Below are 25,866 nucleotides of genomic sequence, written 5' to 3'. Positions count from 1 at the left end.
CATTATCCGCCCTCTTAATTATTTTGTCCAAACTTTTTCTTGGTGATAACCTGCATCTTTTAACCAATCAACGACTTGATCAATCAAGTAAAAAGGTCTACCGCCTGGTAGTTGATGGTAGGGCATACCCGCTTTCCGAAATTTATACAATAGCGTTGTACTAATTCCTAAAGCCTCACATAATTCTTTACCAGTTAGATATTTGATCATCATTATTCTCCTTAAATTGTTTTATAAGCAATTTTGGGATAGAATCAAATTAGTCGAGATTCTAGTCATTGCTTTTGTCGCTATCAGCATGACTAGTATTTTTTTTGTGATTTTATCTTCCAAATTGCTTCTGCTATTTCTTCATCTTTAATTAGTTCATTTTTTAGATCACTATACGTATCCTCGGTTAACTTTAAAGAAACAATTCTTCTTTTCAATTGCTCAAACGAATCTACTACTTGATTTGAAATGTTACATTCAAAATAAAAACTAAGTGGATCATATGGTGTAGTGATATAAATTGAACGAGCATTGAGATAACGATCATGGTATCGTGCAGGCGCCATTTTATCAATTTCCCAAGGATCTAAAAGAGTAAGCAATTGACCATAGTCGTAATCGTTGGGTCTAAGGTCATTAATTACTATGAATTCCTGACCTTTGTACTCTTGAAAGTGATCACGTTGAGACCCAAGAATAATAAAATTGTTGGGATGTAATTCTTCTAAAACTTCACGAACAAGTTTTGTTTTTCCAATTCCAGAAGATCCCCAAATCCAATAAGTGGTACACTTTTGTCCTTTAAAGTCTTTTAAAAATCGTTGATGTTTTTTATAAGCTAAAATGTCTTCAATATGATCCAACAACGTTTTATGTTTTGCCATCTCAAGGACACCAATTTTTTCTTGAAGTTCTTCTTTGTTAATTGTTCATTTGAATAATCATCAATAAAATTCTCTATGTCATGTCTTGACGGTTTATTAACTTTTTCCCTAATTTGTTTAATCCTTGTTACAAAGTCAAAAGATGCAACTACTTCACTAGGATCATAATGATGTTTATTTTTGGCATTAGTTGTCTTATGAATTAAGTAACTATATCCATTATTAATGGTATTGTGCCAAACTTCGACATATTGTTGATCATTAAATAATTTAGCAATACGGGAAATTGTTTTTGCATCTTTAAATTTTAAAATCACATGAAAATGTGGTCTAATTGGTTCGCCTTTTTCGTTAACATCTTTGTCATGAAGAATATACGCCCATTGTTCGGCATTCGACTTTTCAAGTAGCTCTTTTAAGTCTTCCTGTTTGAATGGAAGGTGTTCAATGTCTTGGGTATACATGAATTGTCTGGCTCTTACAGCCTTTTTCATCTTTACCACTCTCCTTTTTTGCACAATTTACACAATCTTGTGTAGGGCTGAATAACAAGCTCTCAGCCCAGAGCAATAGTGATTATGGATACTTTACACAACACATTTTACATAAAAGTGCGAGTGCCTTCGCTTACGCATTATCCCTTGTCAGGGCACGCGTGCTACGGCACTCGCGTTCCTTTTATTTGGTTCCTTCGCTGATTAGATAATACCCTTGTCGTTCAAAACCTGTGAAAGAATAGTCAGGATTCTGACTAACAATTGATTCACGTAGTTTGTTTAGGTTGTCATCCAACAATTTAGCTGCAGCAATGTTGATTGGTAATCTAATACAAATGTATAATTTATTATCTCTATATTCGCCATAGCTTTGGTAAAGATAAGAATTATATGTTTGTGTGATCGCATTAATTTTTCTTTTGCCTGTAAATTCATTAATTTCTGCTGGAATTACCAACATATGCTGAATATCAAATGTCAGCAAAAGTGATTTAATATAGTTAATTAAACTTTTGTGAACAATTTGAATTGCTAAAATGAGTAAACAGATTCCAGCAATAATAGTATTTACGATTAATGATTGAGCAATTTTTACTTTCCAAAAGTAAAATAGTGCCCAATTAATGGAAGTCAAAATTAATGTGCCCAAAAACATCATAAAAGGTAAATATAACTTAATGGGACTGGGTTGATATTTATGATTTTCAATCATAAAATTCCTCCTTTGATATTGTACGTAGGTGTTAATAGAGGTAACACCTGAAATGGATGAGTATTGTCGGTTATTTGAAAAAGACCTGTACCTTTTCCCGTTGGTATAAATATCCCATCAGGATCAATATCAAAAAGAAATTGTGTTGTTTTCTTATTGATATTGCCCAACTGCAAGCATACATTTGCCTGCTCACGAACGGCGATGGGAATAGCATCATTGCTAAAACGCTGGCTAATCAAAAGCAGGTGCACTTTCGTTGCTCTACCAAGAAGAGATATCTGTGAGAGTAATGAGAAAAAAGTATCTTTTATTTTTTTTGGCAATCCATCAGTTAAAGCCAGCACTTCATCAATACAAACTGTTAAATTGCTTGAAGTGATGATGTGGATCGATGTAAAGGATTCTTTGACGCACATATATCTCTTTAACGACATTAGCCAATAGTTCATTACATTGGTTAACAAAATCGCTATTTGACATTTCTTCGGTTGGAAAGATTGTTCTATCTTCTAAACCATAGACATGCGCCCAACGCGCTGGCACATCACATTTTGGATCGATTATATACAGGTCAGAAATATCTTTTAAATAAAGAACTGTAAGTAAATATGTCAGCGTGTAGGACTTACCTGAACCAGAATTTCCAGCAATCAAAATTGAAGTTACTTTGTCATAGTCGATAGATACATCTTGCATTATTTCAATGTCTTTATTAGGATTGGAAGCAAGGTATGCATTCATATCTGTAATTGTGAGTCTTCTACTAATGCCAGTCCACGGATAGTAGAAGGCTCTTTTATTTCCAAAGTCTTCTTCATTTGTTGCAACAAGATACATAGTTGACTGCTTTAGCAAAGATTTAAGCGGATACAATGCAGAATTGGCAATCTTATAAATCCGCTGATAAAGGTCATTATCAATGATGTAACTTGCAGGTAAATGAGGAATGAAAAGAAAGCCATCATTCAACACCTTGACTTTAAAGCTGTTCGTATAACTTGTTTCACCTGAAAGATCAAGTGACATATTGAGACATTGGGTAATATAACGAGCAGTTTCACTACTTGACATTATTTCATCACCTCAAGCCCGTTAGCTTTGAAGTATACGTTATTCCCAACTTCACAAGCTTCGAGATTTTGAAATTTAATTTTGGTAAACATAGATGGTAGGCTAACCTTATTAGGAAATTTAACCTTAAATGGTTCTGTTCCTTCAGCAATAAACCAGCATTGATAACCCGTTACTTCATCTGTAGGTTTTCCATTGACCCATTTAACTTGAGTATCTAAATTAATAGATAATGAGTAAGTTGAGACGTCACTTGGAATGTACATTTTGGCTAGTGCTTCTGAGTAGCCACTTGTTCGTTTGATTTTCATTTTTTGAAAATCCTCCTTAATTAAAATTTATTTTGAAGATTTCTTTAATCTTCACTGTTTACTATAAAGTGTATGATGATAAAATACACGTACAGCTTTATGTTCATAACTTTTGACGGTGAAAGAAGATATTATTATGCCCAAACCTAAATATCCTATTCCTAATAACAATTTTCCTAGATTTATTAATGAATATTTAAGTGGTCATTCAGACTCACAAAATGACTTTGCGCGCAAAATAAATAAGCTAGTTCCAAAGAAACTAGCTATACCAATAGATAAGTCTGAAATGAAAAGCGGAAATTCCAATATTTTTAGTTGGAAAAAAGGAAACAGACCCAAAGAACCCGTTATTAGAGAGGCTTTATGTAAGATTTGTACAATTGATTATATTGAAACTCTTTTTCTTATTCCAGCTAATGCTACTGAATATTTAATGAAAGTTTATAACTATATAAAGACTTTCATTGAAGACTTTGATATTGGTGAAACGGAAATTTCGTTAAATATGTACAATATAGGTTTTATAATATCTAGTAATACTCGTGCAAAAAAATATTTGAATTTGAATTATTTAATAAATTTAATAATTCGTGCCGAAGAGGATAGAAAAGAAATCTTTAATAATGTTGTCTTAAAAAAGTTCTGTGATAATGGATTTAGTGAAAATGACTATAGTATATTGTTTGAACCGCAACCACCATTTACTTTTTTTGAGTTCTCTGATTCTAATCTTCATATGATAAACGAAAAAAATAACTCGTATTTATATCCACCAAGTTGTATGTTTTCTAAACTGAGTGAAAGCTTTAATAATTTACAGCCAGATTTAGAATTTATGCTTAGCGATGATGATTGGAACACAGATAACTATAATTATAATTACTTTAGAATGTGTCTTTTTAATGATACGTCAGATGAAAATATATTATGTTTTAATACAGCAGTCAATTTGCTAATTGAGTGGATAGAAAAACTGGATAAATTTTATTTAAATGAGTTAGCTAAAATGGGAATAGATGAAGATAATACTTTTTACAAAAGATCAGCTGAAACTATGCTTGAGAATAATGATTTATTCGGTAAAAGAAAATAATTAATAATCTTAAATATGAAAATACAAAAGACTATTTAATTCAGAGTATTAAAAATAATATTTTTATTGACACCGATTGGGCAGGTACATTACCTATTTTTTCAAGCATTAGGTAAATAAAAAATTTAAAAATACAAGATATTGATTATTTGCTCATTATCACCCTGATCATATGAATTTATGATCAAAGTATTCAATTAGTGACCGTTAAAATATTACTAATGTCAGTAGACGGAAATTATTTATTTTTTAAATAAAATAAAACCAAGTTGATTTTCAACTTGGTTTTTTGGCTTAATTATTAAGATTTTCTAGAGCTACTTATGAATTAATAGCTAAATTTACCAGCATACTGGTAAATGCTACATACAATGTAGTTCTATTACTAACCTCTTTAGTAAAGTTTATTAATATAAAATACGTTCTATCTCGATTTTTCGAACAAAACAACCCATTTTGTAAAAATATTAATTGCAATCTTATTTATTAAGTTGAGCAAATAATTCTTTCAAATCATCATCCTTAATAAAGTAGTACGCCATTTTCCCTCTTTTTTCACGACCTAAAATATTCTCGTCGTAAAGCTTTCTTAAATGGTGTGAAGCAGTAGCAATACTACAATCCAAAATATATGCAATATCACAAACACAGAGTGATTCTTGTGCAATCAATGAAAAAACGATTTTTAATTTCTTTTCATCAGAAATCTTAGATAATGCATAAAAGTATTTCTTTATATTTGGTTTGCCAAGAAAGTCTGAAACTTTTATCACTTTATCTGTTTCTACTAATGTTTGGTCACAAGTGATATCAGCTTTATCTAAAATGTCCATAAGTTTACCTCACTCATTATTTGAATAAATTAATTATAAATTGAATTGATCCATTTTCAATTAAAACAGAACCGCCAATAAAAATATAGACGAATCCTATGAACCAACGACTATATTTTTCAAGAACCGCACCTATAGTAGGAACATTAGCCATCTTTTGAGCAACAAAAACTAACAAGAAAATCATTATCAAAAATACAATCAAGGTTATCACTAAATTCAATGGTGTCAAACTAATGAAGTAAGGTACAAATAGTCCAATATTATCAGCCCCACAACTTATGATAGTAATGAACATAAGAGTTCTTATTAAATTCATTTTATTATTACTATTCAGTTCCTTATTGGCCATCTTTTCACCATCGGAGTCACCAAAAATTAAAGCCTTTAATCCTAAAAATATAGGGATTATTCCAAGTAGTCCTAATAACCGCTTATCAGGAACATAATGCAATATAAAAGCAAAGAATAAACTAACTAGTATTAGAACATCAGATCCAAGGAATTGTCCTATATAAATGTCTCTAATACCTTTTTTGTCTTTAATTTTGGCAAAGAAGAGCATCAAAATTATTAATAAATCTATAGCGGTACTACTATATGTGATTGCACTGGTAATAATAGTTTTTAACATTTTATTTCGATTTCCTCCAAATAACATTCAAATCTACATTTGAATGTTATTTTGGAATATTTGAATCTAAATGTCAAGACATCTTTATCATTACATTATTCCGCTCTTAACACCGTGTGCAAAAATTGCACTTTAAAAATTTAACTGCGTGCACTTAGTGTGCATCATTTTTCTTTACGCAAAAAAATTAACCTCAACTTACCTTCGTAAAACGTTGATAAATCAAGGTTAATCAATCTAAATGAATCTTTATAATGCTGACTAAAGGATTCGAACCTTCGACCTCATCATTACTAGTGACGTGCTCTGCCAACTGAGCTAAGTCAGCCTATTTATATGACAATTATGTATTTAATCATATATTTTATTAATACACAAGAGTTTTTTTGATTTTTTAGTTAAGTTAGTAATATTTTATTTTGTTATTCTGGAAAACGCTTTCAAATAATGTTACTATGTCAGTGTAGCTTAATATAATAAGTTACATTGACAAACATTACTAATATTAATTGAGTATGAATATTGAGGATATAACATGAGCTACACTTATACATTACGTTACGTTTTTGATCCACGTACCAACACACCTGAAAAAGATGAAAAACTTTTAAATTTTGTACAAAAAGCAAAAATTGATGACGTAGCTTTCATTATTAACGGTGAAGAATTAAACCATAGCCACTTAACAAAAGAAGAGACTCAAGTTTGGTTGGATGCCATTATCCCCCTACAAAAGCAACTAGCTAAACTTGGTGTTACGACTAGTTTAAATCCATGGACAACTATTATGCACTCAGACCGTGGATTTAGTGTTAATCCTAAGATTGGCTTTAATACTTTTGTAGATATTAATGGTAACAAGGCTAAAGATATGGCTTGTCCTGCAGATCCTACTTGGCGTAAATATTTAGCTCAGAGATATGCACAATATGCCTCAATTCATCCTCGTCGTTTATGGATGGAGGATGACTTTAGACACTATAACCATACTCCTCTAAAATTGATGTGCTTCTGCGACTATCATATGAAACTATACCAAGAAAAACTAGATAAGGATGAAAGTCGAGAAGAATTTGTCAAAAATATGTTAAAGCCTGGCGAACCTACCATTGAACGAAAAATTTATCTTGATCAAGCTCGCAAGGAAATGATTGAAAACGAGCATTTGATTGAAGAAGCAGTCCATAAGGTAAGTCCAGATACTGATATGGGACAAATGACTTCATTTCCGGACTGGCACGCTATTGAAGGCAGAGACTGGGCTAAACTATTTGATGCTCAAGCTGGTCCTGGACACCCACGTGTAGCCCGGCCTCACCTACCAGCTTATAACGAAGCAGCTCCTTTGATTTATGGACGCAAATTCGAAGAATATAGCCGTACTACTGCTGCGTTTTTAGGCCCACATGCTGAATTATATCCAGAACTAGAAAATTCAATGTGGACGCCGCAAGTAAAATCTAATACCTTTATTGCTTTTCAAATTATTACGACTGCCCTTCTTGGTGCAAAGGGCATTATGCTTAATATCTTTGATATGATGGGCAACGGAATTAATGAAGATTGGGGCTATGGCAAAATGCTTGCAGATATTAAACCATTTGCTTCTGCCTTATCTAACCACCGTCTCAATATGAAAGAATTAAGAGGTATTAAAGTTCTAGTAGATCAGGATTCTGCTTATACTGCTCATACTACTTGGGGCAAACAGCCAGAAGAATTGCTTCCCCATGAAAAAAACTGGGCTAGTCTTTTAGCCAGTTTTAGCTTTGCAACAACTATTTTGCCTATTCAAGATAATTTTGAAATCGAAGATCAAACAATTGCAATCGCTGGTCAACTGCTGCGCAATCTTACAGATAGTCAAATCACTAAACTAATCACACAAAATACAGTTCTACTTGATGGTGAAAGTATTCAAGTTTTGCTTGATCGAGATTTAGGTAACTTACTCCATATTCAATCGGCTAAATGGCATGCAGCTAAAAGTGGATATCAATCATTTGAACAAGCAGATGGTGTTACTGTTCAAGGCGTTAAAAATCCACGTATTACCATGCTTCAACACACTGGTAATTATTTACAGCTTGATTATCAGCCAAATAGCAATGTCAAAATTTGGAGTTCGGCTTATAATTCTATCGATCAAAAACTTGGAAATTTCATGGCAGTTATTGATGACCATATAATTGTCCTTCCCATGGATCAAGATCCAAAACACGGTTGGGAATCACAATTTTCTTCATATAAACAAGGGTTGATGCAACAAATTATGGCTAGCGTTGAACCTACTGACTACTTAATCAATATGCCTCACGTTAAATTAAATATTCAAGAAAATGGCAAAGTAGTCTGGCTAGCTAATTTCAACTTAGATAGTTATACAGAGATTAAATGGCACATCAGTGAGCCTTTACCATCTACTACGGCTACCTTAATTAGAAAGCATGGTAGTAGCATTGAAAAGGAAGTAGTTAAAATTGATGTAAGAGATAATCTTGCTACAATTAAGTCTTCCCTTTCACCTCTTGAAACTATTCAACTGATATTTTAGTAATCAAGAAGAGCATTAGCTCTTCTTTTTTTATAGATAAATGTGTTCTGCTTTTATCTTTAAGCCAAAAAGCATTAAAATAAAAATAATACAACCCTTAATGAGAGGACTTTTATCTTGGGTAAAATACTTGATTATGTTCGCTGGCGAGGGGACCTAACACTTGATCGAGAACCATTTAATAGTTTAGATGCTGGACTTTTTGCCGCATTTGCTTATCTTCCTTTTGATTCTAGTGTTAAAGGGCATACTCTCGAAGCAGCTACAAAACGTTTAATACAAAAAAAGACATTAATTCATTCAGATAAAGTAGAAGCTCAATTAATCAACCTTAGTGATCGATATAAAAATATGCGCTTTTTAGACTGGTCTCATCTTTCCCAGAAAAAGCCACCAGTACAGTTCACAGCCATGACAATTGAATTAGATCCTCAGACTATTCTAGTAGCCTATCGAGGAACTGATGGATCCATGGTCGGACTGAATGAAGATGTAGATATGAGTTATCAGCCAGAAATTTTTGGACAAAGTGTAGCAGCAGACTATTTAGATAAAATTGCCCAGACTTATCCTGATAAGCAAATTTATACTACTGGTCATTCAAAAGGTGGAAATTTTGCTGCTTATGCTATCTCTGCTGTTTCACCTAAAATTCAAGATCAAATAATAAAAGCATATAGTTTTGATGGTCCTGGGTTTATGAAAGAAACTTATGATCAACTAGAATTTCAAAGAGCTATTCCCAAGATGATTACCTATGTTCCCGAAGGATCAATTTTTGGGATGATGCTTGATCATCCCGAACGTGTCATCGTAGTTAAAAGCAAGATGAAACATTTAATGCAGCAGCATAATCCCCTTCATTGGGAAGTTGCTCGAAATAGCTTCGTTATGGCTCCTTGTCTCAGCAATGCTAGCAGAATTATTAGAAGTACATTTATTTCCTGGAATACAAAAATTCCACGTGAAAAACGTGAAGAGCTCTGGCTTGCTTTCTTTACTGCTCTAGAATCCCAAAAAATTACCGATGCCAGGCAACTAACAACTAATAAAATTCGTGGTGCAATTCAGTTTAGTCATGCTTATCTTTCATTAGATCCAAAAACTCGCTTAATTGCTAATGAAATAGTATCTGATATTACCACAACCGCACGTCAATACATTAATCTTCCATTTCTTAACCATACTGAACATCTAGAACCTCTTGGCAACGATTCAAGTAAAGGGCCAATTGTTGATGATTCATATGATGGAAGTTAAATTTGTTTCATGTGAAACACAAAAAAGGCAACTTCAAATGAAGTTACCTTTTTACTATATATTTTTATTGATTTTTCAAAGCTTCCTTAGTTAGTTCAAAGTCACCTAAAGTGGCAGAACCATTATCTTCAACTGCTGGACGTACGATTAATTCGTCAACGTCTGGCGTTGCAACATAATTATTATTAAATTCTCTAAAGAATCCACGAACTCGGACCAAGTCTTGATCATTGAGTACTGAGCCGCCAACAACCATTACATCTGGGCGCATAGTCATGTAAGCATTGAATAATAATTGAGCTACATAGTATGAAACGTAGGTAAATACCTTATGGTCTCTAGGTAGTTTTTCACCTGGAATACCAGTTCTTCCTTCTAGAGAAGGTCCAGCTGCCATTCCTTCAACACATTTATTCCCATGAAATGGACATTTCCCAGTATAGTTGTCGCCAGGGTAAGGAGTGACTAGCATGTGGCCCATTTCTGGGTGATTATTTAAACCAATAAATTTACCTGCTTGTACCGCGCCGGCACCAATCCCTGTTCCAATTGTTACATAGAAATAAGTCTTAGAATCATCTTTTCCACGTGCAATATACTCACCATAACAAGAAGCATTCACGTCCGTAGTCATTACCACAGGAATACCTAGTTCTTTTTCAAAAGTGCCTTTAACATTGGTTCCTGACCAACCACGCTTAGGTGTATCTAAAATATAACCAAATGTTCTAGAATTTGGATTGATGTCAATTGGACCAAAAGTACCAATTCCCAAAGCAGCTACTGGATGCTCTTTAAAGAATTCAATACTTTTTGCTAAAGTTTCTTTTGCATCTGTTGTTGGAATTCTCTTCTTAGCTACAATTTTGCCAGTTTCTGTATCTTGAACTGCCAAGATAAATTTAGTTCCACCAGCTTCAATACTACCGACATATTTATTTTCTACCATTCAACTTACACCTTCTCATTCACTTAACTTTACTAAAAAGATATACTTTTAACTATTATAGTATAGCTAATTAATGAAACGCTTACAAATATTTTTTTTAAGCCTCGCTATGAGTATAGTCAAGATTTGAAAAACGGTTATATGGTTTAGAGAACATTAATTTAACTGTTCCACGTGTACCAGAACGGTTTTTCTCGATAATTACTTCTACTTCGCCGTTATCTTCTTCTGCTTCTACTTCGCCCTCATCATCTTCGTCGCGCTCATCACGATAATAATCATCACGATAAAGGAAGGCAACAATATCGGCATCTTGTTCAATAGACCCCGATTCACGAATATCAGATAAAACTGGACGCTTATCTTGACGTTGTTCAACTGAACGAGAAAGTTGTGAGAGGGCAATAACAGGAATATGTAATTCTTTAGCTAATTTCTTTAATTGACGTGAAATTGCAGAAACTTCTTGTTGACGAGATTCACTTCGTGGTCCTTCAATTAGCTGCAAGTAGTCAATTACAATTAAGCCTAAATTTTCTTTTTCTTTAGCTAATCTACGGGCTTTAGCTCGAATCTCACTCATTTTAATTCCTGGCGTATCATCAATGTAGATACTGGTATTATCTAGTGAACCAGCTGCTACAACTAGCTTACGCCACTCTTCATCAGTCAGTTGACCGGTTCTAAGATGCTGTGAATCAATTAATCCCTCAGAAGCTAGCATTCTTTGAACTAATTGCTCAGCTCCCATTTCAAGAGAGAACATAGCAACAGTTTTATCAGTTTTTAGTCCAACAAATTGTGCTACATTAAGAGCAAAAGCAGTTTTACCCACCCCAGGACGAGCGGCCAAGATAATTAATTCATCATCGTGAAAACCAGTTGTCATCTTATCTAATTCAGAAAATCCAGATGGTAAACCGGTCACCATATTTCCATCATCAGGAATCGAGTTAATTTCTTCCATAGCCGTATTTAATACATCATGAATAGATTTGAACCCACCACTTGCATTATCCTGGGAGACCCCCATTATTTGGCTTTCTGCATCATCTAAGATATCAGTTACATCATCAGAGCCTTCAATTGCATTTTGAATAATCCTTTGACTAGTAGAAATTAGATTTCTAAGAATAGCTTTTCGCTTTACAATTTTTGCGTAGTAAGTAACATGGGCTGCTGTTGGAGTTGCCATTGATAGTTCTGTAACATAGGCAATCCCCCCAATATCATCCACTTGATTATTTTTCTTTAACTCATCTTGTAAAGTAACTGGGTCAATTACTTCCTCACGATCTGAGATATTAAGCATTGCCTGAAAAACAATTCTATTTGCATGTTCATAAAAATCATCAGGCTGTAATACATCTGAAGCATCAATAATTGCTTCGGGATCTAAAAAGACGGCCCCTAGGACCGCCTTTTCTGCTTCACTATCATGGGGAATTTGTTGAGAAACAACATTATCCATTATTAGTCTTGCTCCGTAATGTGAACGCGAATTACTGCTTCTACGCCTTTAAATAATTTAACAGGTACATTTGTATACCCTAATGATTTAATTGGTTCTGGAAGCTCTAATTTACGCTTATCAACCTTGATTCCGTATTGCTTTTCAAGTCCTTCAACAATTTTCTTACTTGAAATAGAACCAAATAAGCGAGAATCAGTACCAGCCTTAGACTTAAAGTTAACAATAGTTTTGTCGTCTTCAAGTTTTTTCTTAATATCTTCAGCAGCAGCCTTTTCTGCTTCATAAGCATCTTTTTCAGCTTTTTGAACACGTTTTAAGGTATTTAAGTTAGAACTAGTAGCTTCTTTAGCGTATCCATTTTTAATCAAGAAGTTTTGAGCATAGCCATCAGGTACGTTCTTAACTTCTCCGCGTTTACCTTTACCCTTCATGTCTTTAATAAAAATAACTTTCATAAGTTTCACTCCTATTCATTTTCTTTGAGATAGTCATTAATTGCTCCCAAGAGCTTAACTTTAGCTTCTTCGATTGTTATCCCCTTGAGCTGAGTTGCGGCATTAGATAAGTGACCGCCTCCGCCTAGTTTTTCCATAATTACTTGAACGTTAACATTACCCATTGAACGAGCTGAGATACCAACTGCATCTTTACTCCGTCTAGTTAATGCAAAACTGGCATCTACATGTTCAAGAGATAAAGCTGTATCGGCTGCTTGAGCAGTAATAATGGGATCATAAATCTTATTTTCTTCACCCACTAAGAGAGCCATATCTGGTTCAATCATGTCAATCGTAGAAACTAAGTGACTTCTTTGCAAGTAATTATCGATATTTTCTTTCAAAAGTTCAGATACAACTTGCGTATCTGCTCCAATTGACCGTAAATAACTTGCTGCATCAAAAGTTCTAGTTCCAGTTCTCAAGGAGAATTCCTTTGAGTCGACTGTAATACCAGCTAGCATAGCTGATGCTTCTAAATCAGTCAAGACACCTTCTCCGCCTTGAGGTTGGTACTCAATCATTTCAGTTACAAGCTCACAAGTCGAAGATGCATACGGCTCAATGTATACCAGCATTGGATTTTCAGGGAATTCTTCCCCGCGGCGGTGGTGATCAATAATAATTAATCGATTCTTCAACCGGTCGTAAAGTTCTGGATCATAAGTAATACTGTACTTAGAGTGATCTGTTAAAACTAGTAAAGACTCATCTGTTGCTTCTTCTAAAGCATCTTTAGGCGAAATAAATACATCTTTATCTATACCGGCAGCTTGCATTTTGGCAATCAAACGTCCCACATCATAATTAACGTGATCAACATCTAAAACAACACTAGCTTTTACACCATGAATTCGAGCAATTTTTACAATTCCAATTGCAGATCCAATCGCATCTAAGTCAGGATTTCGATGTCCTTGAACAAAAACATGGTCAACGCCCTTAAATAATTCTACCAAGGCCTGAGAAACCATTCTAGCTCTTACCCGAGTTCGTTTCTCCATTGGATTAGATTTTCCACCATAAAAATGAGCTTCATGACCCGATTGTTTTACAACAACTTGGTCTCCACCACGTCCTAAAGCTAAATCTAAGTTGGATTGAGCTTGATCAGCAATTTCATTTAAGCTTTCTGAGCCAAATGCAATCCCAATAGACAAGGTCAATGGCATATTCTTTCGACTTGATTCAGTTCTAACTTTATCCAAAATAGAGAACTTATCTTCTTCCATCTTGGCCAAATCATGCATATGCGTCAACAAAATAAAGTGATCTTCATCAATCCGTTTAAGATATGAATTAAATTGTCCAGCGTAATTGCTGAGGGCATTTTGGACATATGAACTCATATTTGTTAAGTTCTGATCACTCATAGATTGGCTTAATTCATCATAATTATCAATAAATATTAAGCCAATTGCTAATCTCTCCTGTTTATACTTTTCCTCAATATTGGCATAGCGCGTAATATCAAGTAAATATACGACACCCAAGTCATCTTGGACAACCATTTCAAACTTTCGGTCGCCCCATTTAATAATTTTATTTTGATTGCTATTTGACTTAATAGCATCATCAACATATTTAGCTAACTCTTTATCTACTGAGGAGATAGAAGAGCCAATAATATCTTTACCATGCAAATACATTTGCAGATAAGGATTAATCCATTGAATTTGTCGATCTTTATCATAAAGCATAATTCCGAGAGGCATTTTAATCATAGCCTCTTGTTCCCCACGCTTTATGCGGTATGAAAGATTAGCAGCATAATTATTAGTATTCCCAGCTAGAACATAAATTCCATATATTACAAAAATAATTGTTAAGATGAACAGCAGCACCATAGCAAGTCCAAAAAGTGGACTAATTAATGTCCCAATAATTGCTCCTAATAAGGATAAAACAAGGACAATAATCAATGATGCTGTTAAACGTGTATCTTTAACAAATTCAGGCAATTCTAATTTGCGTAAAAAGCCTTTCATTGAAATTCCTTCCTGTTTATAGCATTAATATCATCAAAAATAATATACTGCATCACTTTATATTATACATCAAAAAATGCTTGCTTATCATCTAAGCTAAGCAAGCATCAGAGCATGTTATGTCGACGTAAATACCAAAGCAAAATTGCCATTACAATAATCGAACCTACAGTAATTATCACCCAGTCAAATGGATTATGAAAAATAGGCAAATCAACATTCATCCCAAAGAATCCTGTTACAATTGTTGGAATTGTTAAAAGAAGTGACCACACAGTCAAAAACTGCATGGTATTGTTTAAGTTATTATTCAGAATGTTGTTGGACGTCTTAGAGATTTCTTCAGTCACTTCACTATAAATTTTGATCATCTGTGAAGATTGCTGAACTTCAATGATAATATCGTCACACATTTCCTCTTCAGAAGCATTCATATGGAGTCCTGATTTTTTATTTTTTAGACTTTCAAGCATCATTAGATTAGTTCTAATTGAGCTCGATAAATAAACCAAACTTTTTTCAACTTGTGATAATTCTTGTAGGTCTTTATTATGAATTCGCTCACTTAAGTTATTATCCAAGACTAGTCGTTGACTGTTTAGCTGGCTAAGTGCCCTTTGAAAGTATTTTGTAACAGCAAAAAGAATAGCAAAAATTAATTCTTTTTCACTATGAATATGCTCATCGGGGCGTTGCCTAAATTCTTCAATCATATAAGTTGTATCAGGAGAATGAACAGTAAAAAGCGTATGGTCGACCATTAAAAACTTAATTGGTAAAGTCGTAAAATGATCTGCATCAGCTGTTGGCCAAACTGGAACATCGTAAACCAACAAATCACTGTTAGTAATATAATCATGATCAAAGTGAGGACGTTCGTGAAGGTCGGTAATATAAGAGATAATCTCTGACGTTAAATCAAAATCATCTTTTAATAATCTAATATCATGATCGTCACAGTTATAAATATCGTACCATTTGTAGTCAAAATCAATGTTTCCGGCTAGTTTTTGCTTAATAATCATGACAATCCCTCCATTTACTTCTTTTATAATACCGCAAAAAACAAAATAAAAAGAGTAGCATAAGCTACTCTTTTTATTATTTGTGATCTGTTATTAGTCTTCTGCGACGAATGGCAATAAGCCCATAACACGAGCTCTCTTAATAGCAACAGTCAACTTACGTTGATTCTTTGCGCTAGTGCCAGTGACACGACGTGGTAAGATCTTACCTCTTTCAGAGATAAAACGTTTCAACAAATCAACATCCTTGTAGTCGATGTAGTCAATGTGGTTAGCTGCAATAAAGTCAACCTTACGACGACGACGGCCACCTCTTCTTTGTTGAGCCATATCAAAGATCCTTTCTAATTAAAATTAAAATGGGAGATCATCATCTGAGATGTCAATTGTGCTACCTGAATCTGCAAATGGATCTTGCGGTTTATTGCTTTCTCCACTAGCAGGAGCATTATTCATGCTTGGTGCACTTGATCCACCAAAATTATTGGTACTTGGAGCATTTCCTCCTTGGGGAGCAAAATTGCCACCATTAGTCTGACGATTCTCACGATCACGACGTGATTCTAGTAAAGAGAAATTATCAACAATGACTTCAGTCACGTATACTCTCTTACCGTCCTTATCATCGTACGTTCTAGTTTGAATCCGGCCTTGAATACCAACTAATGAACCCTTTGAAGTAAAGTTAGCAAAATTTTCTGCTGCTTTACGCCAAATTACACAGTTGATGAAATCAGCACCACGTTCACCTTGACTATTGGTATATTGACGGTCAACAGCTAGAGTAAACGTAGCAACTGAGATTCCACTCCCGGTTGTACGTAAATCAGGATCACGTGTTAAACGGCCAACAAGTACAACATTATTAATCATACTTTTGTCCCCTTCCTAATTCACGAAAACAAATTACTTGTCTAATTTTACAGTCATTGAACGTAAAATTTGGTTATCAATACGAGAAAGACGACCAAATTCATCAACTGGTTCAGAGTTTTCTGCAACGAAAGTCATAATGTGATAAGTACCTTCACGGTATTTTTCAATTTCGTATGCGAAACGTCTCTTACCCCAATCTTTAGATTCAAGTTCTTCAGCACCGTTGTCAGTAACAACTTTATCGAAACGATCGATCAATGCTTTCTTTGAATCTTCGTCAATATCAGGCTTGATGATGTAAGTAACTTCGTACTTAGTTTTTGCCATAATAATTGCACCTCCTCTTGGACTAAATGGTTCTTGTTAAAATCAAGAACAAGGAGTAATGAATAATATTACTCACAATGCTTGATTTTATCACATAAACAAAAAATTACCAAATATTTTTTCACGTGATCCTGAGTTTCATTACTCAATTATTATTACGCAAAAAATTTGGTAATTTTTTATTTATTAATTTTCTTTTACTGGTTCTTCTTCAGCAGTGCTTTCTTCGTCTTCATCACTAGCTTTAGGAACAGCAGTAATACTTGCTACTTGCGCACCATCGTCAACCTTGATTAAACGTACACCCAATGTAGCTCTTCCAGTTTGAGAAACATCGTCCACATCAAATCGAATCATGACTCCCGCACTGGTAATTAGCATAATATCTTCATCGCCATTCACTACTGTTACACTGGCTAAAGGACCGTTCTTTTCAGTAATGTTTGCAGTCTTAATTCCTTTACCGCCGCGTCCCTTAACTGGGTATTCAGAAGCTGCAGTACGTTTTCCATATCCTTTTTCAGAAATTACTAATACTTCTGAATCAGGTTCTAGAATATCAGATCCAACGACATAATCGTTATCTCTTAAATTGATTCCACGGACACCAGCCGCTGTTCTTCCCATCGAACGAACATCTTTTTCATTAAAGGTAACTGCATAACCTAAATGGGTACCGATAAGAATATTTTGTTTTCCATCGGTAGTTAAAACATTATTCAGTTCATCCCCGTCTCGCAAAGTTAAGGCAATTAACCCACTTCGACGAATATTCTGGAATTCGCTGACTTTTGTTCTTTTAACTGTTCCCATCTTAGTAACAAAGAAGAGATAATTATCGTCTGCTCCTTCGGGTACATTGATTACAGCTTGAATTTTTTCACCTTTATCAAGTTCCAAGAGATTAACTATTGGCAAGCCCTTAGCATTTCTTCCAAATTCTGGAATTTCATAGGCTTTCTTTGAGTAAACCTTACCTAAGTTAGTGAAGAATAGTAAAAAGTCATGGGTACTTGAGAAGATTAAATGATTGATGAAATCATCATCTTGCACTCCCATTCCCTTTATTCCGCGTCCACCGCGGTTTTGAACCTTGAATTCATCAGCTGGCATACGCTTAATGTAACCATTGTGAGTTAGAGTTAAAAGAACATCTTTTTGTTCAATTAAATCTTCATCTTCAATTGAAACGGCTTCACCTTCAGCAATCTTAGTGCGACGATCATCACCAAAACGCTTTTGAATATCAAGTAACTCGTTGTAAATAATCTCATCAATTCGTTCTGGTTTAGCTAAGATATCTTTGTAATCTGCTATTTTTGCTTGCAAATCTTGATATTCAGCTTCAATTTTATCGCGCTCTAAGCCTGTTAAACGAACCAATCTCATATCTAAAATAGCTTGAGATTGACGATCGTCTAAGCCAAAGTTTTGAATTAATTGTGCCTTAGCAATATCGCTATTTTGTGAACCGCGAATAATCTTAATGATCTCATCGATATGATCAAGGGCAATTCTTAATCCAGCTAAAATATGTGCTCTAGCTTCAGCCTTCTTTAACTCAAACTTAGTTCTACGAGTAATAACATCTTCTTGGTGGTGAAGGTAGTACTCAAGCATTTGCTTCAAAGTTAGGAAATGCGGTGCACCATTAACAATGGCCACCATATTCATTCCGAAGTTTGCTTGCATTTGGGTTTCTTTAAATAAATTATTCAAAACCACACTAGCACTTGCATCACGGCGAATATCAATGGTAATTCTCATACCAGTCTGGTCTGATTCATCCCGTACACCAGTAATACCATCAATTGTCTTTTCACGGGCTAAATCAGCTATCTTTTTAACTAATTCAGCCTTATTTACTAAGTAAGGAAGTTCCGTAACTACAATTCGCTCGCGACCATTTTTTTCAGTTTCAATCTCGGTCTTTGCCCGAACAACGATATTTCCTTTTCCGGTTTCATAGGCACGGTAAATACCTCCGCGTCCCATCACAATTCCACCAGTTGGAAAATCTGGACCAGGAATAACTTTCATTAAATCCTTGGTAGTAACATCGGGGTTATCCATCAACATGTGAATGCCGCGAATTACCTCTGCCAAATTATGTGGTGGAATATTTGTTGTCATACCAACTGCAATACCACTGGCACCATTGACAAGTAAGTTAGGAATTCTTGCTGGTAATACTACTGGTTCATTTTCTGTATCATCGTAGTTACGTTGCCAATCAATAGTTTCTTTATTGATATCACGAAGCATTTCAACCGCAATCTTGCTCATTTTTGCCTCAGTATAACGCATTGCGGCTGGTTCATCCCCATCGACAGAACCAAAATTTCCGTGTCCATCAACTAGCATGTAACGATATGAAAAGTCTTGAGCCATGTGGGCCATAGCTAGATAGATTGAAGAGTCACCATGCGGGTGAAACTTACCCATAACTTCCCCAACAATTCTGGCACTCTTCTTATATTGCTTATCTGGTGTAACTCCTAATTCATGCATTCCGTAAAGAATACGACGTTGTACAGGCTTTAAACCATCTCGAACATCTGGTAAGGCACGAGCCACAATAACTGACATAGCGTAGTCTAAGAAGGATGTACGCATGGTATGGGTTAAATCAACATTACGTATTCTGTGATCTTGAGGTTGATTTTCGTTAGCCATCTAAAGCCTCCTAAGCATCTAAATTCTCAACGTATTTAGCGTTCTTTTCAATAAATTCTCGTCTTGGACCTACTTCATTACCCATCAAGAGGTCAAATATCTTGTCAGCATCTTCCGCATATTCAGGACTTACTCGATCTAACCGACGATTTTCTGGATTCATTGTAGTTTCCCATAGTTGTTCTGGATCCATTTCTCCTAGTCCCTTATAACGTTGAACAATTGGTTTAGGACTTGGTTGCAAGGTACCTAAGTAATCATGCAATTCTTCGTCGGTATCGAGATATTTCTCTACCTTACCTTGGCGAACTTGATATAGAGGTGGACGAGCGATATAAACATACCCTTTTTCGATCATTGGACGCATGTAGTTGTAAAAGAGAGTCAAAAGCAGAGTTCTAATGTGAGCACCATCGACATCGGCATCTGTCATGATGATCAACTTATGATATCTTGCCTTTGAAACGTCAAAATCAGCACCAAATCCTGTACCTAAAGCGGTAAAGAGGGATCTAATTTCTTGGTTAGCAAGAATTCTATCCATTGATGCCTTTTCAACGTTCAAGATCTTACCTCTAATTGGCAAAATTGCCTGGGTTAAACGAGAACGTCCTTGCTTTGCAGATCCACCGGCAGAGTTACCCTCAACGATAAATAACTCTGAAATACTTGGGTCATTACTGGTATTGTCAGCTAGTTTTCCTGGCAAGTTAGCAATTTCAAGTCCTGATTTCTTACGGGTAACTTCACGTGCACGCTTAGCAGCAGTTCTAGCTCTTTCAGCAAGTTGTCCTTTTTCAACAATCTTACGACCAACAGAAGGATTTTCCATTAAGAAACGACTAAACGTTTCTGAAAATGCTCGATCGACTGCAGTTCTAGCATCTGAGTTTCCAAGCTTAGTCTTAGTCTGCCCTTCAAACTGGGGACTAGGGTGCTTAACAGATACAACAGCTGTAATTCCTTCACGAATATCTTCACCAGATAAGTTATCATCTTTATCCTTCAAGATTTTAGCCTTATGAGCATAATCGTTAACTACACGAGTTAGAGCAGTCTTAAAGCCGGCTTCGTGCATCCCGCCTTCATAGGTGTGAATATTGTTTGCGAAGGTCATTAAAGTAGTTTTATAACCATTGGTGTATTGCAATGCAACTTCAACATCAATACCTTCATAATTACCTTCAACATAGATTGGTTCATCAAATAACACTTCTTGACCTTTGTTTAAAAAGGCAACGTATTCTTTGATTCCACCTTCAAAGTGGTAAACATCAGTTTCAGCACTTTCTTTACGCTTATCGGTAAAGGTTAATTTTAAGCCCTTGTTTAAGAAAGCAAGTTCACGAATTCTGTTCTTTAAAATTTTATCGTCGAAAGTTATAGTTTCTGTAAAAATATCTGGATCAGGATAGAAACGAACGATTGTTCCATGTTCTTCAAGAGGTACAGTTCCCACTTGCTTCATTTCTCCTACTACACGGCCATGATCAAAAGAAATTGCATATTTCTTTCCATCCCTCATAACAGTAACCTCAAGTTTAGTTGAGAGGGCGTTTACTACAGAAGCACCAACACCGTGAAGACCACCAGATACTTTATATCCGCCACCGCCGAATTTACCACCAGCATGCAAAACAGTAAATACAGTTTCTAGGGCTGGACGACCTGTTTTAGCTTGAATATCAACCGGAATACCACGTCCATCATCTTGGACTGTAACACTGCCATCTTCATTAACAGTAATTTCAATCTTGGTCGCAAATCCTGCTAATCGTTCGTCAATACTATTATCAATAATTTCCCAAACAAGGTGGTGTAAGCCTTGGCTACTAGTTGAGCCAATGTACATACCTGGGCGCTTTCTAACTGCTTCAAGTCCGCCTAGAACTTGAATTTGACTTGCGTTATAAGTATCAGCACGCTTTTCAAAATCTTTAGCTTTATTTAATGCTGCCTTGCTCTTATCTTCTGCCATTTAACTCTCCTTTGTACTGATCGTTCCAGCAGAAATGTGATAGACCTTAGGTTCTTTCACGATTTCCCAAGAAATACCTTCTAAATCTGTTGTTGTGATAAAAGTTTGCGTTTTTCCATGAATATAATTTAATAAACTACTTTGTCTTCGATGATCTAATTCGCTCATTACATCATCTAAAAGTAAAATTGGATACTCTTGTGTCAGTTCATGTACTAATTGAATTTCAGCCAACTTTACACTTAAAGAAATCGTCCGTTGCTGTCCCTGAGATGCAAAATCATGGGCATTTTTATCGTTAATCAAAAAATCCAAGTCATCTCGATGAGGTCCACTCAAAGTAGTCCCCTTTCGAATTTCATTAGGACGATTTTTTTTATAACTAGTAATAACTTTTTGATAAATGGTCTCTACATCATCATCTGGGGTAATTTCCTTAACTGATGGACGATAAAAAATCTGTAATTTTTCAGCTTGACCACTAATCTCACTATGAGCACTTTGAGCATATGAATTAAGTTTTTTAATATATTTGATTCTTCTAGAAATTATCTCCGCTGCAATTCCTGCAAGCTGATCTGACAAGACATCTAAAAAAACTAAATCATTTGCCTTTTTTATGCTCAATTGCTTTAAGTAATTGTTTCTTTGTTGCAGTACCTGACGATACTGACTTAAAAAATATAGATATTCTGAATTAATTTGCCCAAACTCTAAGTCCATAAAACGTCTTCTAATTGATGGAGCTCCTTTAACCAGGGCTAGGTCTTCGGGAGAAAACAAAATTGCATTCATTTGTCCTACATAAGCGGAAAGCTTCTTTTGCTCGAGTCTATTTACCCAAGCTTTTTTTCCGTTTGGTGTTAAACGTAATTTTAACTCTACTTCTAATTGACTTTTATGAACTTTTCCTTGTAAGCCCGCAAATTTACTTCCAAAACGAATTAATTCTTTATCGCTATTTGTTCGATGAGATCGAGTTAGGGCCAAAAAATAAATCGCCTCAAGTAAATTAGTTTTTCCTTGGGCGTTTGGACCAATAAAAATATTTACATGAGGGTCAAAATTTATCTTTAGTTCTTCAAAATTTCTAAAATCTTTCAATTCAAAGTTTGCAAGATACATCGGCTACTCTGAAATAAATTCATACTCTTCTCCAGCCAAGTTCAGTACATCTCCAGGATGTATTTTCTTTCCACGGCGATCTTCTACTTCACCGTTCAACTTAACAGGATTTTCTTTTAGATACCATTTAGCTTGACCACCAGAAGATATCACACTCTCTTCTTTTAAAAACTGAGCCAGCGTAATATATTCTCCCTTAATTGTGAATTTTTTGATAATATCACCCCATTTACCTTGTCATACCTAGTCATTATACCGTTTTTTTATGTGAAATTCAATTTTATGACGTATTGTAGCCTTTTTTAAGCCGCTTTATTCCAATTTAATATGACTATACTTAACTGGATGAAAATTCGCTTAATCAGCCTAAATTTAGCTTTTAAATACAATGCAAGAAAAAAAGAGCTACAAAAGTAGCTCTTTTTACAAACTAAAATGTTCTAACTGGCGTGATTAATTGAGTGAAATTAACATCTTGTTTTGCCGGTATCACTGTAAATGGTCTTAGCGGCTGGGTAAAGTTCATAATAATGGAATCAGTAATAGAGGCACGTAAAGCTTCTCTTAGATAATCAGGATTGAAGGAAATAGTTAAGCCCTCTCCTTCAAGATTCTTAAAGCCAATTTCTTCTTCCACGTTCCCTATTTCAGGTGAATCACCTTGGAGTTTAACCAATTGATTTTGAACATCAAGAGTCATCTTAACCACATTATTACGGCTTTCGTGAGTAAGAAGACTAGCACGTTCGAGAGAACGAGCTAAAACTGGTAATTCAAATTCAACTGATGTTGTAGATTCAGTTGGAATTAAACGATCAGTGTCTGGATATTGTCCATCAAGTAAACGTGAATAGAACGCAATGTTTCCAACTTCAAATAAAACTTGGTTTTCACCAGGATTTACTGTGATTTCAGGATCACTTTCTCCGATAATTCGGGATAATTCTACTAAGCTCTTTCCAGGAATAATTAAGTCAGTACTTGTTTGAGGACCATTTTCTAGAGAAATTTGACGTTGAGATAGTCGGTGACTGTCGGTAGCAACTGCTTTAATTGATGAATTGTTGAAGATAAAGTTAACACCAGTTAAAGTTGGACGACTTTCTTGAGTAGCGACTGCAAAAACAGTTTCGTTAATAATTTCTCTAAATGTTTTACCAGAAATTTTGAATGATGCATCAGTAGAAATTTCTGGTAAGTGTGGATAATTGTTTGCATCTAAACCGTTAATCATGAATTCGGTATTTTCAGAAACAATTTTCGTTTGAAAACTTTCTTTTACTTCAAATGAAAAATCTTTACCTGGTAATTTTTTTACAATTTCACTGAAAAATCGTGCTGGTAAAACGATCGATCCCGTAGATTGAACAATTAAATCATCGTTTACTGGGATTTGAATTTCAATAGAAATGTCAGTATCACTACCGGTTAAAGTAAGCATTTCATCTGTAAGGGTAAGTTTTATACCACTTAATATTGGAATAGTAGCACGTGAAGAAATTGCACGCATAGCATTGTTTAGGTTTTCGAGGAATAAATTACGATTGATTGTAAACTGCATCGTTTACCTCCTATGAATTATATGTACGTTGTTTTATTTAATTATATATTTAAATACTTAGAAGTAGTAGTAGGGCCAGTGGAATCTGTGGGAAAGTAGTCAAACACCTGAATAAAAAGGACTTTTGCATGTTTAATAAATGTGGACAAAGTCAAAAGTTATCCACATGTTATTCACTTTTAGTGTTCAAGCATAGCTTTTAAATCATACACAGCTGCTTTAATTTCAGCATCAGTTTTTAAGGCACGAGAAATTTTATCGCAGGCATGCATAACTGTTGTGTGATCCTTACCACCAAATTCTTGTCCAATTTTAGGCAAACTAGAATCTGTTAACTCACGAGACAAGTACATTGCAATTTGGCGAGGAACAACAATTTGTTTTACCCGCTTCTTCCCCTTTAATTCAGTAGTTGAAGTTTGGAAATAGTTAGCCACAACTTCTTGAATCTTGGAAATTTGAAGTCCCCTATTTTTTTGTACCAACTTTAGGTCAGCTAAGGCCTCTTTGGCTAAGTCAACATTAATATCTTCGCGCTCAATTGTTGCGTGTGCTTGAACCTTAACTAAAGCTCCTTCAAGTTCACGAATATTGGTATCAACTTGTGAAGCAATATAGTCGAGGGTACTGTCATCAATTGCTAGACCATCGGTTTCAGCTTTTTTTCGTAAAATTGCAATTCTAGTCTCTAAATCTGGCGGGGTAATTTCAACTTGTAGACCCCAAGCAAAACGTGAAACTAAACGTTCCGATAATTCAGGAATTTCAGTTGGTAGACGATCACTAGTCATAACAATCTGTTTTTGATCATTATAAAGGGTTTCAAAAGTATGGAAAAATTCCTCTTGGATTCCTTCTTTTTTAGAAAAGAATTGAATGTCGTCTACTAATAGGAGATCACAGTTCCGATACTTATTACGAAATTCAGCTTGAGTTTTGTTTTTTATTGAGTTAATAAAATCATTTACGAAAGTTTCACTCTGAATATAAACCACTTTTGCATGTGGCTTTTCAGCTAACATTTGATGTCCAATAGCCTGCATTAAGTGGGTTTTACCTAAACCAACCCCACCAAAAATAAACAAAGGATTGTAAAAACTTCCCGGATTATCAGCGACTGCTAAGGCGGCACCTGCTGCCAGCTTGTTTCCCTCACCTTGAACAAAGGTATCGAAAGTATACTTACTATTTAGTTGAAGGTCTTGAGCAAATTCATCTCTGCGATTTTCTAATATTTCTTGATTAGTTTTAATTCGTGGTTGTGGTGTAACTAAACGTTCAGGACCTTCTTTACCTGCAACTTCAAATTTAGGTTGAATTTCCATGTCGGCATAAGCATATGCTTCTTGAATGAGTTGAGAAGCTAAGTTCTTTTCCCAGTATCCCTTTGCAACGGGTGATTCAACAGCGATTATCATCTCTTTTGTCTTTTTATTAAAGGAAATTGGTTTAGTATTTTTAAACCAAGCATTATAGGCAACCGTGCTGTAGCTTTTTTTCATCTCAGCATTAAAAAATTGCCAAAATTTATCTAGATCAAACAA

Annotated in this window: 24 protein-coding genes, 1 tRNA gene and 1 pseudogene; 3 read left to right on the top strand and 23 right to left on the bottom strand. The window is 34.9% G+C overall.

The genetic code is table 11. The features are described 5' to 3' along the window. Positions 1-18: 18 nt before the first annotated feature. The 6 genes and pseudogenes from H0I41_RS00125 to H0I41_RS00105 all read right to left on the bottom strand — a co-directional run bounded on the left by H0I41_RS00125 (position 19) and on the right by H0I41_RS00105 (position 3,469). Complete coding sequence (locus H0I41_RS00125; protein ID WP_008471399.1) at positions 19-210, bottom strand: helix-turn-helix transcriptional regulator; 192 nt, start codon at positions 208-210, stop codon at positions 19-21. Positions 211-302: 92 nt separating this feature from the next. Continuing rightward, positions 303-875: a P-loop NTPase family protein gene (locus H0I41_RS09350; protein WP_228099759.1), complete on the bottom strand. Its 573-nt coding sequence runs from the start codon at positions 873-875 to the stop codon at positions 303-305. Next, entirely contained in the window at positions 830-1,369 is a 540-nt protein-coding gene (locus H0I41_RS09345) for a Rep family protein (protein ID WP_228099761.1), read from the bottom strand. The genes H0I41_RS09350 and H0I41_RS09345 overlap by 46 nt, the downstream gene beginning before the upstream one ends. A gap of 184 nt (positions 1,370-1,553) precedes the next feature. Continuing rightward, a complete protein-coding gene (locus tag H0I41_RS00115; RefSeq protein WP_003549322.1) occupies positions 1,554-2,084 on the bottom strand; it encodes a hypothetical protein in 531 nt (176 codons plus the stop codon). Next, positions 2,081-3,158: pseudogene (locus H0I41_RS00110) on the bottom strand (helicase HerA domain-containing protein). Before H0I41_RS00110 ends, H0I41_RS00115 begins: the two are co-directional and overlap by 4 nt. Then, entirely contained in the window at positions 3,158-3,469 is a 312-nt protein-coding gene (locus H0I41_RS00105) for a hypothetical protein (protein WP_008471405.1), read from the bottom strand. The pseudogene H0I41_RS00110 and the gene H0I41_RS00105 overlap by 1 nt, the downstream one beginning before the upstream one ends. 136 nt (positions 3,470-3,605) lie before the next feature. Here H0I41_RS00105 and H0I41_RS00100 point away from each other — a divergent pair, with 136 nt between their 5' ends. Continuing rightward, positions 3,606-4,565, top strand: a complete 960-nt coding sequence (locus tag H0I41_RS00100) for a hypothetical protein (protein WP_135014598.1) — start codon at positions 3,606-3,608, stop codon at positions 4,563-4,565. A gap of 479 nt (positions 4,566-5,044) precedes the next feature. Here H0I41_RS00100 and H0I41_RS00095 read toward each other — a convergent pair whose 3' ends face one another. From H0I41_RS00095 to H0I41_RS00085, 3 genes are all read right to left on the bottom strand, one after another. Next, positions 5,045-5,398: an ArsR/SmtB family transcription factor gene (locus tag H0I41_RS00095; RefSeq protein WP_135014600.1), complete on the bottom strand. Its 354-nt coding sequence runs from the start codon at positions 5,396-5,398 to the stop codon at positions 5,045-5,047. A 16-nt stretch (positions 5,399-5,414) separates the two neighbouring features. Then, entirely contained in the window at positions 5,415-6,032 is a 618-nt protein-coding gene (locus H0I41_RS00090; RefSeq protein ID WP_162222213.1) for a CadD family cadmium resistance transporter, read from the bottom strand. A gap of 255 nt (positions 6,033-6,287) precedes the next feature. Beyond that, positions 6,288-6,360, bottom strand: a tRNA-Thr gene (locus H0I41_RS00085). A gap of 207 nt (positions 6,361-6,567) precedes the next feature. Here H0I41_RS00085 and H0I41_RS00080 point away from each other — a divergent pair. Together H0I41_RS00080 and H0I41_RS00075 are read left to right on the top strand one after the other, a co-directional pair. Further along, a complete protein-coding gene (locus tag H0I41_RS00080; RefSeq protein WP_135014602.1) occupies positions 6,568-8,586 on the top strand; it encodes a hypothetical protein in 2,019 nt (672 codons plus the stop codon). Positions 8,587-8,703: 117 nt separating this feature from the next. Continuing rightward, on the top strand, positions 8,704-9,846 hold the full coding sequence (locus H0I41_RS00075; RefSeq protein ID WP_004898298.1) for an Mbeg1-like protein: 1,143 nt from the start codon (positions 8,704-8,706) through the stop codon (positions 9,844-9,846). A gap of 64 nt (positions 9,847-9,910) precedes the next feature. On the opposite strand, the gene H0I41_RS00070 is transcribed toward H0I41_RS00075, so the two are convergent. From H0I41_RS00070 to dnaA, 14 genes are all read right to left on the bottom strand, one after another. Further along, on the bottom strand, positions 9,911-10,795 hold the full coding sequence (locus tag H0I41_RS00070; RefSeq protein WP_135014604.1) for an ROK family protein: 885 nt from the start codon (positions 10,793-10,795) through the stop codon (positions 9,911-9,913). 97 nt (positions 10,796-10,892) lie between these two features. Then, positions 10,893-12,266, bottom strand: a complete 1,374-nt coding sequence (gene dnaB / locus H0I41_RS00065; protein WP_135014606.1) for a replicative DNA helicase — start codon at positions 12,264-12,266, stop codon at positions 10,893-10,895. Between the two features lie 2 nt (positions 12,267-12,268). Continuing rightward, positions 12,269-12,724 carry a 50S ribosomal protein L9 gene (gene rplI, locus H0I41_RS00060; protein ID WP_003651632.1) on the bottom strand — a complete coding sequence of 152 codons (456 nt, stop codon included), beginning with the start codon at positions 12,722-12,724 and terminating at the stop codon, positions 12,269-12,271. 11 nt (positions 12,725-12,735) lie between these two features. Then, on the bottom strand, positions 12,736-14,754 hold the full coding sequence (locus tag H0I41_RS00055; RefSeq protein WP_004898294.1) for a DHH family phosphoesterase: 2,019 nt from the start codon (positions 14,752-14,754) through the stop codon (positions 12,736-12,738). Positions 14,755-14,861: 107 nt separating this feature from the next. Next, entirely contained in the window at positions 14,862-15,779 is a 918-nt protein-coding gene (locus H0I41_RS00050; protein ID WP_011161252.1) for a magnesium transporter CorA family protein, read from the bottom strand. 93 nt (positions 15,780-15,872) lie between these two features. Beyond that, on the bottom strand, positions 15,873-16,109 hold the full coding sequence (gene rpsR / locus H0I41_RS00045; protein WP_003649728.1) for a 30S ribosomal protein S18: 237 nt from the start codon (positions 16,107-16,109) through the stop codon (positions 15,873-15,875). A 24-nt stretch (positions 16,110-16,133) separates the two neighbouring features. Continuing rightward, positions 16,134-16,652 carry a single-stranded DNA-binding protein gene (ssb, locus tag H0I41_RS00040; RefSeq protein WP_004896330.1) on the bottom strand — a complete coding sequence of 173 codons (519 nt, stop codon included), beginning with the start codon at positions 16,650-16,652 and terminating at the stop codon, positions 16,134-16,136. A gap of 33 nt (positions 16,653-16,685) precedes the next feature. Further along, entirely contained in the window at positions 16,686-16,982 is a 297-nt protein-coding gene (gene rpsF, locus H0I41_RS00035) for a 30S ribosomal protein S6 (RefSeq protein WP_004896331.1), read from the bottom strand. A gap of 186 nt (positions 16,983-17,168) precedes the next feature. Then, on the bottom strand, positions 17,169-19,658 hold the full coding sequence (gyrA, locus tag H0I41_RS00030) for a DNA gyrase subunit A (RefSeq protein ID WP_135014608.1): 2,490 nt from the start codon (positions 19,656-19,658) through the stop codon (positions 17,169-17,171). A 10-nt stretch (positions 19,659-19,668) separates the two neighbouring features. Continuing rightward, positions 19,669-21,636, bottom strand: coding sequence for a DNA topoisomerase (ATP-hydrolyzing) subunit B (gene gyrB / locus H0I41_RS00025; protein WP_004898283.1), 1,968 nt, complete (start codon positions 21,634-21,636; stop codon positions 19,669-19,671). Continuing rightward, complete coding sequence (gene recF, locus H0I41_RS00020; protein ID WP_004898281.1) at positions 21,637-22,761, bottom strand: DNA replication/repair protein RecF; 1,125 nt, start codon at positions 22,759-22,761, stop codon at positions 21,637-21,639. Positions 22,762-22,764: 3 nt separating this feature from the next. Further along, positions 22,765-22,980, bottom strand: a complete 216-nt coding sequence (gene yaaA / locus H0I41_RS00015; RefSeq protein WP_094497958.1) for a S4 domain-containing protein YaaA — start codon at positions 22,978-22,980, stop codon at positions 22,765-22,767. Between the two features lie 211 nt (positions 22,981-23,191). After that, complete coding sequence (gene dnaN / locus H0I41_RS00010) at positions 23,192-24,322, bottom strand: DNA polymerase III subunit beta (RefSeq protein WP_004898276.1); 1,131 nt, start codon at positions 24,320-24,322, stop codon at positions 23,192-23,194. A gap of 179 nt (positions 24,323-24,501) precedes the next feature. Further along, the gene (gene dnaA, locus H0I41_RS00005) at positions 24,502-25,866 is read right to left on the bottom strand and encodes a chromosomal replication initiator protein DnaA (protein ID WP_004898273.1); all 1,365 of its coding nucleotides are present in this window, start codon (positions 25,864-25,866) and stop codon (positions 24,502-24,504) included.

Source organism: Lactobacillus johnsonii (assembly GCF_014058685.1).
Taxonomy (GTDB): domain Bacteria; phylum Bacillota; class Bacilli; order Lactobacillales; family Lactobacillaceae; genus Lactobacillus.
The sequence above is the reverse complement of the archived record's forward strand: the minus strand, read 5'-3'. Positions and strand labels throughout refer to the sequence as shown.

Coding starts and splice junctions, on each gene's coding strand:
- H0I41_RS00125 (WP_008471399.1), bottom strand. CDS start 210: ATGATCAAATATCTAACTGGTAAAGAATTATGTGAGGCTTTAGGAATT.
- H0I41_RS09350 (WP_228099759.1), bottom strand. CDS start 875: ATGGCAAAACATAAAACGTTGTTGGATCATATTGAAGACATTTTAGCT.
- H0I41_RS09345 (WP_228099761.1), bottom strand. CDS start 1,369: ATGAAAAAGGCTGTAAGAGCCAGACAATTCATGTATACCCAAGACATT.
- H0I41_RS00115 (WP_003549322.1), bottom strand. CDS start 2,084: ATGATTGAAAATCATAAATATCAACCCAGTCCCATTAAGTTATATTTA.
- H0I41_RS00105 (WP_008471405.1), bottom strand. CDS start 3,469: ATGAAAATCAAACGAACAAGTGGCTACTCAGAAGCACTAGCCAAAATG.
- H0I41_RS00100 (WP_135014598.1), top strand. CDS start 3,606: ATGCCCAAACCTAAATATCCTATTCCTAATAACAATTTTCCTAGATTT.
- H0I41_RS00095 (WP_135014600.1), bottom strand. CDS start 5,398: ATGGACATTTTAGATAAAGCTGATATCACTTGTGACCAAACATTAGTA.
- H0I41_RS00090 (WP_162222213.1), bottom strand. CDS start 6,032: ATGTTAAAAACTATTATTACCAGTGCAATCACATATAGTAGTACCGCT.
- H0I41_RS00080 (WP_135014602.1), top strand. CDS start 6,568: ATGAGCTACACTTATACATTACGTTACGTTTTTGATCCACGTACCAAC.
- H0I41_RS00070 (WP_135014604.1), bottom strand. CDS start 10,795: ATGGTAGAAAATAAATATGTCGGTAGTATTGAAGCTGGTGGAACTAAA.
- dnaB (WP_135014606.1), bottom strand. CDS start 12,266: ATGGATAATGTTGTTTCTCAACAAATTCCCCATGATAGTGAAGCAGAA.
- rplI (WP_003651632.1), bottom strand. CDS start 12,724: ATGAAAGTTATTTTTATTAAAGACATGAAGGGTAAAGGTAAACGCGGA.
- H0I41_RS00055 (WP_004898294.1), bottom strand. CDS start 14,754: ATGAAAGGCTTTTTACGCAAATTAGAATTGCCTGAATTTGTTAAAGAT.
- H0I41_RS00050 (WP_011161252.1), bottom strand. CDS start 15,779: ATGATTATTAAGCAAAAACTAGCCGGAAACATTGATTTTGACTACAAA.
- rpsR (WP_003649728.1), bottom strand. CDS start 16,109: ATGGCTCAACAAAGAAGAGGTGGCCGTCGTCGTCGTAAGGTTGACTTT.
- ssb (WP_004896330.1), bottom strand. CDS start 16,652: ATGATTAATAATGTTGTACTTGTTGGCCGTTTAACACGTGATCCTGAT.
- rpsF (WP_004896331.1), bottom strand. CDS start 16,982: ATGGCAAAAACTAAGTACGAAGTTACTTACATCATCAAGCCTGATATT.
- gyrA (WP_135014608.1), bottom strand. CDS start 19,658: ATGGCTAACGAAAATCAACCTCAAGATCACAGAATACGTAATGTTGAT.
- gyrB (WP_004898283.1), bottom strand. CDS start 21,636: ATGGCAGAAGATAAGAGCAAGGCAGCATTAAATAAAGCTAAAGATTTT.
- recF (WP_004898281.1), bottom strand. CDS start 22,761: ATGTATCTTGCAAACTTTGAATTGAAAGATTTTAGAAATTTTGAAGAA.
- dnaN (WP_004898276.1), bottom strand. CDS start 24,322: ATGCAGTTTACAATCAATCGTAATTTATTCCTCGAAAACCTAAACAAT.